Source organism: Acetomicrobium sp. S15 = DSM 107314 (assembly GCF_016125955.1).
GTDB lineage: Bacteria > Synergistota > Synergistia > Synergistales > Thermosynergistaceae > Thermosynergistes > Thermosynergistes pyruvativorans.
Window position 1 is genome coordinate 20,317 of record NZ_JADEVE010000042.1, and the last position, 12,526, is coordinate 32,842.

General features: G+C 51.5%; 12 protein-coding genes. 5 read left to right on the plus strand and 7 right to left on the minus strand.

Going from position 1 to position 12,526, the window contains the following annotated elements:
• The first annotated feature begins 21 nt into the window (after positions 1–21).
• From EZM41_RS00785 to EZM41_RS00805, 5 genes are read left to right on the plus strand one after another with little or no spacing between them, the layout of a single operon-like run.
• Positions 22–630 carry a TetR/AcrR family transcriptional regulator gene (locus EZM41_RS00785; protein ID WP_198468444.1) on the plus strand — a complete coding sequence of 203 codons (609 nt, stop codon included), beginning with the start codon at positions 22–24 and terminating at the stop codon, positions 628–630.
• The gene (locus EZM41_RS00790) at positions 620–1,957 is read left to right on the plus strand and encodes a TolC family protein (protein ID WP_198468445.1); all 1,338 of its coding nucleotides are present in this window, start codon (positions 620–622) and stop codon (positions 1,955–1,957) included. Before EZM41_RS00785 ends, EZM41_RS00790 begins: the two co-directional genes overlap by 11 nt.
• Positions 1,954–3,102 carry an efflux RND transporter periplasmic adaptor subunit gene (locus EZM41_RS00795; RefSeq protein WP_198468447.1) on the plus strand — a complete coding sequence of 383 codons (1,149 nt, stop codon included), beginning with the start codon at positions 1,954–1,956 and terminating at the stop codon, positions 3,100–3,102. Before EZM41_RS00790 ends, EZM41_RS00795 begins: the two co-directional genes overlap by 4 nt.
• Positions 3,099–6,203, plus strand: coding sequence for an efflux RND transporter permease subunit (locus tag EZM41_RS00800; protein ID WP_198468450.1), 3,105 nt, complete (start codon positions 3,099–3,101; stop codon positions 6,201–6,203). The genes EZM41_RS00795 and EZM41_RS00800 overlap by 4 nt, the downstream gene beginning before the upstream one ends.
• Positions 6,204–6,205: 2 nt before the next feature.
• Entirely contained in the window at positions 6,206–6,496 is a 291-nt protein-coding gene (locus EZM41_RS00805) for a PG0541 family transporter-associated protein (RefSeq protein WP_342449187.1), read from the plus strand.
• Between the two features lie 8 nt (positions 6,497–6,504).
• On the opposite strand, the gene EZM41_RS00810 is transcribed toward EZM41_RS00805, so the two are convergent.
• From EZM41_RS00810 to EZM41_RS00840, 7 genes are all read right to left on the minus strand, one after another.
• Positions 6,505–6,780, minus strand: coding sequence for a (2Fe-2S)-binding protein (locus EZM41_RS00810; protein ID WP_198468454.1), 276 nt, complete (start codon positions 6,778–6,780; stop codon positions 6,505–6,507).
• Positions 6,773–7,282 carry a 4Fe-4S ferredoxin gene (locus EZM41_RS00815; RefSeq protein ID WP_342449185.1) on the minus strand — a complete coding sequence of 170 codons (510 nt, stop codon included), beginning with the start codon at positions 7,280–7,282 and terminating at the stop codon, positions 6,773–6,775. The genes EZM41_RS00810 and EZM41_RS00815 overlap by 8 nt, the downstream gene beginning before the upstream one ends.
• On the minus strand, positions 7,269–8,393 hold the full coding sequence (locus tag EZM41_RS00820) for an NAD(P)/FAD-dependent oxidoreductase (protein ID WP_446697795.1): 1,125 nt from the start codon (positions 8,391–8,393) through the stop codon (positions 7,269–7,271). Before EZM41_RS00820 ends, EZM41_RS00815 begins: the two co-directional genes overlap by 14 nt.
• Positions 8,390–8,707: a (2Fe-2S)-binding protein gene (locus tag EZM41_RS00825; protein ID WP_198468455.1), complete on the minus strand. Its 318-nt coding sequence runs from the start codon at positions 8,705–8,707 to the stop codon at positions 8,390–8,392. Before EZM41_RS00825 ends, EZM41_RS00820 begins: the two co-directional genes overlap by 4 nt.
• A gap of 119 nt (positions 8,708–8,826) precedes the next feature.
• Positions 8,827–9,552, minus strand: coding sequence for an aspartate/glutamate racemase family protein (locus tag EZM41_RS00830; protein WP_198468457.1), 726 nt, complete (start codon positions 9,550–9,552; stop codon positions 8,827–8,829).
• A 14-nt stretch (positions 9,553–9,566) separates the two neighbouring features.
• Positions 9,567–11,483: a TRAP transporter permease gene (locus EZM41_RS00835; protein ID WP_198468459.1), complete on the minus strand. Its 1,917-nt coding sequence runs from the start codon at positions 11,481–11,483 to the stop codon at positions 9,567–9,569.
• Positions 11,484–11,499: 16 nt separating this feature from the next.
• Positions 11,500–12,522: a TAXI family TRAP transporter solute-binding subunit gene (locus tag EZM41_RS00840; protein ID WP_198468460.1), complete on the minus strand. Its 1,023-nt coding sequence runs from the start codon at positions 12,520–12,522 to the stop codon at positions 11,500–11,502.
• Positions 12,523–12,526 lie beyond the last annotated feature (4 nt).

Below are 12,526 nucleotides of genomic sequence, written 5' to 3' on the forward strand. Positions count from 1 at the left end.
GCGAGGGGAGAAATTCGATAAATGGCATCAAATTTGAGTGGCACAAAGGAGCAGATAATGATAGTGGCCCGCCATTTTTTCGCCCGCTACGGATACCACGGCACGAGCGTAGATTCCATAGTGAAAGAAGCGAACTTGAGCAAGGGAGCACTTTACTGGCATTTTAAAACCAAGATGGATTTGTACAGAGCAGTATTAGAGGCGGAGGTGGACAAGATCAAAGCCTTCTTCGCTCCTACAGAGGAAGACATGTGTTGCAAGCCAATTGACTATCTCATAGATAAAGGGGGAGACTTCTTCGGTTGCATAGCTATGGACGAAGAGGGAATTATGCTATGGATGAACCTGTGGATGGAAGCCAGAAGGGGGAACGAACAAATAAGTAAAATGGCCCAAGAACTCTCGGAATCGCTCATGCAAGATATGATAGACATGGTGAAGAGGGCCTTCCCGGCTATATCGTCCGGCACAGACAGGTTGTCTCCCAAAGAGCTCGCCCTAACTCTGAGTTCGTGTTTCGAGGGGATATCAAAGAACGTAGGGCTGAGGTGCGATGTCGATCAAGCTAAAAAATCTTGGCGATTCGTAGTGAAACGGTTAATCGAAGGGGGACGTAGTTATGCAGCGTAAGACATTTGCGCTCATATTTTTGATGCTATTTTGTTCACTCTTGGTTATAATGATGGGTCATCGCGCATGGGCACAGGAGGAACAAAAAGCGCTGAATCTCGATGATCTTTTGAGCATTGCTATGGAGAAAAACCCGCAAATAATAGCGGCGAGAGAGAGGACAAATCAAGCAAGCGCGAGACTGGAGCAGGCAGCGGCTGGACTCGCGCCAAAGCTCGATTTGTCAGCGAATTACTCAAAGAGTGAAGGAGGGTTGACAAACAACCCCTTCGACGAGACATACGAAGTGGCCATAAACCTCACCCATCTCCTATACAGCGGGGGGAGCATGGAGGCTCGAGTCGAGTCGGCCAAGTTAGAACTTGAGGCTTCTAAGGCTGATGAGTTGCGGACCATACAGATGGTGGACAACGGCGTCCGCGTCTCATACTATAACCTCCAGAGGGCGCGCTCGCGCCTTAACGTAGCTCTTGAGGCCTTAGCCCTCGCCAAAGAACACCTAAACGAGGTGGAGGCCCTTCACAGGAACGGCGTCGTGGCTTTAAACGAGGTCTTGAGAGTGCGGGTAGACGTTTCCAGTGCCGAATTGGAGCGCATCAGTGCTGCCAATGCCGTGGACGTGGCCTTAGCGGCCCTGGAGAAAGCCATCGGCGTGTCTTTGCCGAAAGGCATTACGATGCCTCAACCAGAGGCCGAAGCGGAGGTGCCTCCGTTTCATCTGCCAGAGGACCCGCAAATGGAGGCGCTGAAACTGCGACCCGAACTGAAAAGCCTGGAGTCGTTGCGAATGTCAGCCCAAGCGCTCGCCAGATCCGCAGCGGGACAAGCCAGGCCACAGATTTATATTCAAGGATCTGGCGGGATGATCGACACAAACCTTCTGCCCGAGGAGGACGAATGGAGGGTGGATCTGCTCTTCCAGTGGAGACTTTATGACAGACGCGAGATAGAATCGAGAGTTATGGAGGCAAAATCCATGGCACAGGAGCTCTTACACCGCATCAGCGACATGGAAAACCAGGTTAAGCTCGAGGTGTCTCAAGCCGGCCTGGACCTCGCTTCAGCGTTACAAAGAGTCAACGTCTCCCAGGATCAGGTAAGGCTGGCTGAGGAGGATTATAGAATGGCGTTGAGACGATATCAGACCCAGGTGGGCACCAACATAGACGTCTTGGATGCGAGGGTCGCATACATTGACGCGAGCAACGCTTTGGTGAATTCCGTATATGATGCTTATACGGCTTACTCTAACCTGCTCTTCGCCATGGGAGCAACCGGAACTGAATTTGCATCTTTAAACAGCAGTAAGGGGGAAAAACCTCAATGAAGCGCAAGTATGGTGTTTTGATAGTAGTTATCGCTATAGCAGTTATCGTATTTCTACTTTGGAATGGAGGAAAATCTAACAGCGTAGACCATGCCACTCAACTTACCCCTTCTGTTCAGAAAATCAGAGTGGCCGCCACGAAGCCTACGCTCATGACGTTCGAAGACACGGTTACGTTCGTCGGAAATTTAGAGGCAGAAGAGAAGGCGAGTGTGGCCTCAAAAGTCGGCGATGTCACCATCTTAAGCGTCAACGTCGACGTGGGCGACGAAGTTAAAATGGGTGACATTTTAGTAGAAATGGATGACAGCCTCAATAGAAGACAGATTGAGGAGGCGAGAGCCGCCGTGGCACGAGCGGAGGCCGCCATAGCGCAGGCCAGAAGCCGTCTTGCCACAGTTGAAAAGGATTACAAGCGATATAAACAACTTTACGAGGAACAAGTCATAAGCCGTCAACAATTCGATCAGACCGAGGGACAGTATGAGGTAGAAAAAGCTGGTCTGGACCTCGCACAAAGAGAGTTGAAACAAGCCCAGGCCAGATTGGAACAGCTGTTGATCGTCAAGAATTACCATAAGGTCGCCGCCCCAGTAAGCGGCATAATAGCAGAAAGGCTCGTTGACCCTGGAGATACCGTAAAAAGCGGAGACGTGCTGTTGGTGATCTCGAGGCAGGATAACGTCAAGGTCAAAGGCACTATTACAGAAGCCAATTACCCTAAAGTTAAACTTGGTCAAAATGTTTATATTAAGGTAGACGCGTTTCCCGAACAAGATTTTACTGGCAAAGTAAATAGAATAAGCCCTACTTTGGACCCCATCACGCGGACCGGCGAAGTAGAGGTTAGAATTGCCTCTCAAGGGTTATTAAAGCCCGGGATGTTCGCACGTGTCGAGATAGTGGTCGGAAGCCACGAGGCTCTGGCCGTGCCAAGGGAGGCGGTTAGACAACTTGCAGGAACGGGAGAGTGGTACTGTTTCGTCGTGTCCGATAACGTAGCACAACAACGCCCCATAAAGCGCGGCGCTGAACAGGGCAATTGGATAGAGATAACCGAAGGGATCGGTGAATCTGATCTCGTGATAACGACCGTCGTGAGGCAGCTCTCCGACGGCGTGCCTGTGGAGGTGGCAACACAGTGAACCTGCCGGAACTTGGCGTCAAAAGACCCGTAGCAACGCTCATGGCCTTCATGGCCGTGCTTCTCCTTGGAGCGGTTTCTTTTATAGGGCTGAAAGTCGACTTACTCCCCGAGATTGAACCTCCTGTCATCATGGTGATAACTACGTGGAGTGGTGCTTCTGCCAGTGACATCGAGCAAGAGGTAACAGAAGAGGTAGAAGACCGCCTCGCTACCATTCAAGGCATAGACGAACTTACCTCTGTGTCAGCGGATGGAGCGTCTGTGGTTATTCTCCGTTTCAAGTGGGACGAAGATTTAGACGCCAGGATGGGAGATGTGCGCGATGAGGTAAACCTTATAAAGCGCAGGCTGCCCGATGACGCAGACGACCCGGTAATCAGGCGCATATCATCCAATGCCCTTCCTATCATGCTTATAGTATTCACTGCAGGCCCTACTTATCCCGGGCTGTATCACTTTGTGGATAACGACGTTAGCGAAGCAATACAGCGCATTTCAGGCGTGGGCGACATCTCGGTTTTTGGCGGCGAGCGCAGAGAGATAAAGATACTCTTTGACCTCGATAGGCTTAACGCTTACAATCTCTCACCTCAGCAAGTAGCAGACACCCTTCAAAGGGAACATTTCAATCTTCCCGCCGGAACGTTTAAGGAGGGGCTCACCGAATACCAGATCCGAGTGCCCGGACGCTTTCAAACCCCCCAGGCCATGGGCAACGCTATTGTCGGTACGTACAAAGGTAAGCCCGTTTACTTAAAAGACGTGGCCACCGTGGAAGACGGATACAGAGAGCGCCCTACCTTCGGTTGGGCGAACCAAAGACAATCTGTGGTTATGCAGGTAACAAAAAATACAGACGCTAACACGGTACAAGTGGCAGGTGATGTCCTAAAACGATTAGAAGAACTGAAAGCTACAATATTTCCTAACGATGTTGATTACCTTATAGGGTATAACCAGGCAGATTTCATAAAGCGCGCCGTATGGCAATTGGCAATCACCCTTTTCCAGGGCATGGCTCTCGTGGCTGCCGTGACATATATTTTCTTGAGAAGGATTCCAGCTTCCGTAGCTGTATGCGGAGCAATACCTTTCTCTCTGATCATAACCTTTATAGCCATGCGCCTCTTAGGTTACACGGTTAACCTGATGACGCTATCAGCTTTGACCGTGGCAAGCGGCATGGTTGTCGATAACGCCATAGTCACCACCGATCAGATCATTTTCCACATAGAAGAAGGAGAGCGACGAAAGACAGCCTCAATGCTAGGCGCAAGCGAGGTAGGAGGCGCTCTCACTGCTTCGACACTGACGACGCTTTCAGTGCTCTTGCCTCTTGTGTTTATTACTGGGCTGGTGGGAATTTTCTTCTCCTCACTATCGGTGGTAATGGGCTTAGCCATAGCGGCATCCCTTGTAGTATCTTTGAGTTTTGTGCCGATGATAGGGGGACAATTTTTCCATCACCATGCGGATACGCGTCGCATTCACAAGTTTATAGAGCAATCCTTAGAGTGGCTTGAAGACCACTATCGAATGTTGCTTGGCGGCGCACTTGCCAACAAAGGTAAGGTAGTCGTGGCAGCAGCAGTTCTTCTAATCCTCACAGTGGTAGGTTTTACACGCGTTGGGACAGAACTCGTGCCCAGATCCGACTCGGGGTCTGTGCGCGCGAGCTTCCGCCTGCCGGAAGGAACCCGCATGGAAGAAACAGAACGGGTCGCCAAGGACATGATGACCTATGCCACAAAAAACGTTCCAGAGGCGGAAACGGTTTACATATACGGCGGAAGCAGCGGCGGAGGCATGAGCGCAATAAGAGGTGAAGGTTCAAACACGGGTAGTGTAGGCGTTCAGCTCGTCCCCAAGGGAGAAAGAGACCGTTCGGCCTTCGCCGTTGTGGCACAGTTGAGGCAGCAATTCAGTCAAATGCCCGGCTTTGAGGCCTTGAGTGTTAATGTAGCTTCGCCTATTATGATGGGTGGGAGCAGTAAGCCGATCGTCATAGAGCTTTACGGCGACAACATCACCGAATTGCTCTCCTACGCCGAACGCATCCAAGAAAGGGTGCAAAACATACCCGGGGCCGTTGACGTGGAGATAGCGCAAAAGCCAAACCGACCTGAAATATGGGTAGAAGTTGATAGAGAAAGGGCAGCGCTCTTAGGGGTCACCACCAGCAATGTAGCTCAAGCATTGAGGGCATACTATTACGGCATAGAATTTGATGAGGATTATTGGGAGGGTGACGACAACTACGAGATATGGGCGCGTCTCGACCCAACCCAACGTCACTCTTGGGATACGTTAGAAAAATTGCTCGTGCCCTCGGTTACAGGCGAAATGGTCCGCCTTGCGAATATAGCAAAACCTGCCGAGGCCTTTGGTCCTCCTGAAGTCAACAGGAAAAACCGCCAGCGCTACGTAACAATCGAACTCGACACAGAGGGTCGCTCCTTGGGAGAAGTAGCAGCAGACGTAGAGAAAGTCCTTTCGGAAGTAGAGTTAAAACCAGGCATGAGGACTGCCATATCTGGCGACGTAGAAGATCTCAGGGAAACGTTTATCCAAATGGCAGCTTTAATACTGTTAGGGATAATCCTCGTTTATATGGTCATGGCCGGACAGTATGAAGCCTTCTTAGACCCCTTCGTGATAATGTTTAGCATTCCTTTTGCATTGACAGGTGTCGTCTTTGGGCTTTTAGTCACACGCGTTTACCTTTCGTTGCAGGCTCTTCTGGGGATAGTCATGCTGGTTGGAATTGTCGTAAACAATGCCATAGTACTGGTAGATTACATCAACCTTTTGAGGGCGCGAGGTTCACGCCTATACGATGCCCTGCTTGAAGGTGGCAAGCGGCGTTTACGTCCAATATTGATGACTACGCTCACTACGATTTTTGGGATGCTGCCCATGGCTTTAAGTCGCGGTGAAGGTGCGGAGATATGGAGGCCGCTGGCAGTATCAGTTATAGGAGGATTATTGCTTTCTACACTGGTAACGCTTATCCTAGTGCCTGTAGTTTACAGTTTAGTGGAGGAAAAGGTCAGGAGAAAGAAGCGCTTCGTCGAAGCTAAGGAGGGAGCTCAGGCTTGAAGATGCTCTGGGTCATCTGCAACGAAAGTATAGCCGAAGACGTAAGGGATGTCTTAGAGGGAAACGGCGTCTCAGGATACACCATATGGAGAGAAGTGCTTGGAGCGCACATAGGTCATAAAACGCATTGGGGAGACGCGATATTTCCCGGCCACAATTGGACCTTCATGACAGTAGACGAGGAAGAACATATAAATGGCGTGATACAGCGCCTCAGGGAGATGAAAAGAGAAGACCGTTACCATAGAGCCGGCATAAAGGCTTATATACAGGATGCGGATGCGGCCGTCTGAGAGGGGTGTCAATCCCCCTCTCCTTCTTCGGTCAAAAGCCTCAAAGGAATGGGCTTTGCAGGGGGACGAAAGGTGCCGGGGTTAAGTTTTTCCAACGGTACGCCTGTAGCGCGCGATATCTCGCGCAGGACGATCTCCCTGCAGCCCCTTCCCTGGCACGGTCCCATCCCTACGCGGAGCAGTCTCTTTATCTCGTCGAAAGTGGCATAACCTGCCTCTATGCACTTCCTAATCTCCTCAAGTGTAACCTCTTCGCATCTACAGATGATTATGTCATCATCCATGAGGTTTTACCCCTATCGCCCTTATGTCTAATATGAGGTCTTTCGGCACCGCCACATGCACCACCAGGGTCCTGTCGCGCTGTGGCTCTTGAACCCTTATGACCATCCCTTTAGCCACTATATCCCCCACCCTGTTCAAGCAGTCCACTTCCATGCCATCTTCGGGACGGGGAAGCATTTCGTAAGGAAGCTTCATCAGCGCTTCATCATCACCCCCGTAGGTGAGATCAACTACAAAGCAGGCCAGACCAGGGCATTTTGCTACGCACATAGCACACCCTGTGCACTTGGCGAAATCGACTTTGGGGAGGTCGTTTATGTCCTCGAACGACAAGACCGCCCCTGTGGGGCAGCTCGTATGGCACGGGTCACACGGTATGGGTTGAGGGCACTCTATTATTACAAGGCCTCCCCTTTTGCTCTCCCAAAGCTCCGCTGGCGGTGCGGCGGCTTTCGCCATCTCCCGCGTCAAAACGCCGCTCGCAAAGTCATCGAACTTCAACGCTTCTTTCCTCCCATGTTTCGATCATGACCTTGAATGTGCCTGATCTCGCCTTGCTCCCAGCTTCGCCGCCGCGCAAGACGTCAAGGCGCCTCCAATACTCCCTCAATCTCTCTTTGAAGGCTTCTTCGTCGACATGCCCGAGGGAATGTGCGGAAGCCAAACCAGCTATACGCCCTTCCACCATGGCCGTAGATGCTTCTTCTATCCCGGCCGCATCCCCAGCTACCCACACGTCGGGACGAGACGTGCGCATCGTTCTGTCCCTCACGGCCACATGGCCTGCCAGCTCCGGTACATAACACATCTCACATCCAGCCTGCCAGAGGAGCTCGCACGTAGGGGTGAGGCCCACGGCCATGCATATGACGTCGCATTCGATGAACCTCTCGTCTCCCACAAACTCGCCCTTCTCGTTTACAGCCTGGATGACGGCGCCCTCTACAGCGTTCTCCCCGATCGCTCGCTTCACCGTATGGCGCAAATATATGGGCACGCCCAAACGGCGCACCTTGGCGGCGTGCACCCAATATCCTCCTACCTTGGGCGCAAACTCCACAATGGCAGCCACGTCAACGCCAGCCTGAAGTAATTGATAGCTCACGATGAGGCCAATGTTCCCAGCCCCCACCATGAGGACCCTCTTGGCAGGCTTTACACCATAGACGTTCATGAGAGTCTGCACAGCACCGGCTCCGTAAACGCCGGGAAGGTCGTTGCCGGGGAAGGGGATGAGCTTTTCAAGCGCTCCGGTAGCTACGATGACCTTCTTGGGTTTTACCTTGAAGTATCGCTCCTCCCCGACCATACATGTGACAACGCCATCGCGATAGTAGCCGAGGGCAGAGCAATTGGTAAAGACTTCTACGCGGTCGCCAAAGCGTTCGAGCTCATCTATCAAGATCTTCGCAATCTCGACGCCGCGCGTGCCAGCATGTTCCGCAGCGGACCCGAAAAATTTATGCGTCTGCTTGATAAGCTGCCCTCCCAGGGCAAGGTCTTCGTTCACTACTACCACATGGCAGCCGAAGGAAGCAGCCTCAACGGCGGCTGAAAGGCCGGCAGGCCCTCCACCTATCACTAACACATCGGGAGTACGCAAAATGATCACATCCCCTCGCGCAACATGCCGTTACCGTGCTGAGTTTCCACTTGCATCCCCTCACGTAGGGGCGTGATGCAGGTCCTGACGTTTGGCATGCCATCTACAACCATAAAACAGGAGGAGCACTTCCCTATGGCACAAAAAAAGCCTTTTGGCCGCCCCTTCTTTGGCATGTAGCGCAACACTTTAACACCATTGGCGTGGAGCGCAGCAGCGATGGGCTCCCCTTCGAAGCCATCCATTTCCCTGCCGTCAAAGGTGAACTTCACCTTACGGCCATGCTTGAACTCCAGTATCGGGTGCTTCTCCACCAGCTCCATGTCCCATCCTCCAAAAGAAATAACCATTGCTTTGCTTACCTTCAAGAACCACTCGGCTCACCCGGCAGGACGCATGCCACAACCTTGATAATCTGCCTAAACGGTTACCATATTGTCGCCTACATGGTGCCCTCGTATCTAAACTTGACGCACGCATGATAGATCATATTCCCAAGATCTACAATGTCGAAGACGGGAAGTCCCACAGCCTCCTGAACACTTTTTGAGAATGGCGGCATGTTAGTGCACTCGAGTACAATAGCACCAACCTCAGGATTTCCAGACACAAGCCTCTTTGCAGCTTCTATGTGTTCCTGCCTCGCCTTATCTGTATCCATTTCCACGCGGTCTCCCAATACGACTGAGCTGAAATGTCCGCCTTGGAGGCCGGCAAGGGCTATAGGAACGCTATCGGCCCCTACCCCTTCAAGATGTCTCTGGGTCAGCGCTTCGCTATTCACCGTGAGTATTCCCACCTTCTGGTCGGGCTTGAGCATTCTATGCACCAGCGGCACCATCATCAAAGAGGAGGTAAAGAGCGGAACGTTTACCGCCGCTGCCATATCCTTTTGAAACATCGCCAAGAAGCCACAAGAAGTGGTGATGGCACGGGCTCCTTTCATCTCAAGTTTTTTAGCAGCATCGATGAAGGGTTCAAGAAGGCTTATATCTCCCTCGTTTACGACCCTATGAGGCGAAGCCCCCTTAACGATCTTATATACTACAGGAAAGCCCCACGTGGAAGCATTTCCCACATCCCCCGGAATCCTGGGGAAATGAGTCTCAAGCACAATGATCCCCATTCTGAATCCATATACGCTCTTGCCGCCCTTTGCAATCGCCACGAAACCCCTCTCCATCAGCTTTCCGCGGCGTCCTGAGAGGCGCGGTTGTCTGCCGCCTTTTTGATAGCGAAATGTTTCAAGATCGCGCAAAGCGCTATCAAAAGCACCACGCCGATTGCCGCTATTTCAGCTGGTACACCTGGAGTAACCAGAAAGGCTATCAATATACCGGACACCACAAAGACCAAAGCTCTCCGAAAGGGTCCAAGTTTTCTGAAGAAATAACCGGCTATGCCGCTTGCCAGAAGCGCACAGGCAGCGCCAAGAAGTATTATGAGGGTTAAAATCTCCCACACGGAGCCCTTTAGGAGGAGGGCCTTGTTATACATGAAGATATAAGGGACTATAAAACCCACAATAGCAAGCTTGGCCGCTTCAAAACCGGTTTTCATCGGATCGGAACCGGCGATGGCAGCTCCGCAATAGGCGACAATGCAGACAGGAGGGGTTACTTCTGCTAGTATGGCAAAATAAAATACGAAAAGGTGAGCGCTCAACACATCTACACCCATCGCCAATAGAGCGGGCCCACCTATAGTGATGGCTATAATGTAGGCGGGCGTGCAAGGTAGTCCCATCCCCAAGATTATGGAAGTCACCATGATCAAAAGCAGGGCCGGCAAAAGCATTCCCCCAGACCAGCTGGTGATCACCGAAGCTATCCCTAAGCCCAAGCCCGTGTGGGTGACGATACTCACCACCATTCCCGCTCCTGCACAGGCTATGGCTATCATTATCATATTCCTGCCGCCCAATTCCAAGGCAGAAAGTAGCTTTTTAGGCGTCATCATCGTTTCTTTCCTGAAGAAACTTACACCCAAAGCGAGCAATATAGCATAAAAGGCGGCCATAAAAGGCGAATAACCCTTAACCAAGAGATAGACCAGCCCAATGGCGGGGAGCAAAAGATAAGCATCGCGTGCGATCTCTTTCCATGAAGGCACCTCCTCCGGAGGTATCCCTCTGAGATTGTGCTTTAAAGCCACAAAACGAACGGTCAGGCTCAAAGTCATATAATAAAAAACCGCCCCTAACAGCGCAGCAGCGCATATCTTTATATAAGAGATGCCCGTCAACTCTGACATGACAAAGGCCCCGGCTCCCATCACGGGAGGCATAATAAGCCCTCCAGTGGAGGCTACGGCCTCAACTGCTCCGGCGAATTGCGGCCTATATCCTATCCTCTTCATCATGGGTATGGTGAACGTACCAGTGGCATACACGTTGGCTGCGCCTACGCCGCTTATGCTGCCGAAGAGGCCGCTGCTTATGACGGCTATTTGAGCGGGTCCACCTGGGCTTGTGCCGGCCACTCGAGAGGCCACCTTGGTGAAGAATTCCCCCATCTTGGTAGTCTCAAGAAAAGCTCCGAGGATGACGAAAAGGGCAACGAAGGTAGCAGACACCCCAGTAATAGCGCCGTATATGCCAGCATCGGTGATAAGATACTGCATCTCGACAACCCTGGATAGTGCTATGGGTTTGCTGTAGAAGATGCTCGGGAGGTGCGGCGCCGCATACAAATAAACAACGAAGGCTCCCACTAAGATCGCCATAGCTGGCACCACTGCGCGCCTTATGGCTTCCAGGAGCATGAGAATGTTGAGGATTCCCAAAAATAGCTCGAACGACGTCACAGGATCCACAAACTCAAACCTCATGTTGAGGGTCTCATTTGCAACTATGAGATAGATCGGCGGAATTGCAGAAAGAACCGCCAAGAGAGCGTCTAAAGCTGTGAACCTATCTTTGGGCGATTTCTTCGTGGCAGGATACAGAAGGAACGCCACAGGCAAAAGGAAGAAGAGATGAATTCCCCGTTGTACGCGCGGCTGCATAATACCGGTAGCGGCGGTATAAAGCTGGAAAAGGGCGGCGGCCACAAGCCAGCCGCCCACCACCCATCTTCGCCATCCTTCAAGCCGTCTCATCTACCAGCAACACCCCTCACTTCATATAGCCAGCTTCTCTATAGTACTTCTCAGCGCCTGGATGAAGAGGGATTGCCACGTCCTTCCAGCCTCTTTCAGGAATAAACGTCTTGAGCGGCTCATGGATGGCATGGACTTGTTCTACATTTTCGCAAACAATCTTGGTAATGATATAAACCACAAAGTCGGACAGATCTTTGTTTGCAATTATTTCGTTGCCGCCTGCCACAGCCAGGACGTCAGCGTTCTGGTCTTTATAAGTGCCCGCCGGAATTATACATTTGCCAGATTCTCTCGATATTGTTCCGAGTTTTTTGCTAAGCTCGTCCACGCACTCTTCGGATACAGGCAATAGCGTCGTATCTCTGGAAAAAGACATCTCCGTTATGGCGGCAGCTGGGAGAGCCAGGTAAGTTGCAACGAAATCTACGTGATGGTCCTGATAAAGGCTTACCATGTCGGCGTATACGGCATTAAAGACTTTGCCGCCAGCCCCCTCTATATCCTTCAGAGAAATGCCGTAAAAGCTCAAGATGAACTCCGTAAGTACGAGATCAGAAGTGCCTTTCATGGGAGCAGCTATTTTTACGGCCTTGCCGCTTTTAACCATCTGAGATAAATCTTCGACGCTCTTTACCCCAGTTTCTTTGGCAGCTACAAAGTGCAGGTAAGAAATCCCAAAAATACCTCCGATGGCTCTTATGTTAGGATAAGATTCTTTATAAACAGGCGGTATGCCGTTGTAGGCCATTTTGTCTACCCATGGAACACCCCAGCCCAACTCACATTCGCCGCTCGATACTCTTACCGGATTTACGACACCGCCGCCGGGGATGACTTTTATGGCTATCTTCGGCTCTTTCTCGTTGATCAGGCGCGCTATGCCACCAGCTTGAGTATACCAACCACCACCCACGCCGCCAGCAATCCACGTGAGCGTTGTCGGTTTTAACTCCTCCGCCGCAAAAGTCGGCAACGCCCATAAACAGGCACAACAGACAATCACGACTGCAGTTAAAGCTTTAATGTACTTCCTCACCGCG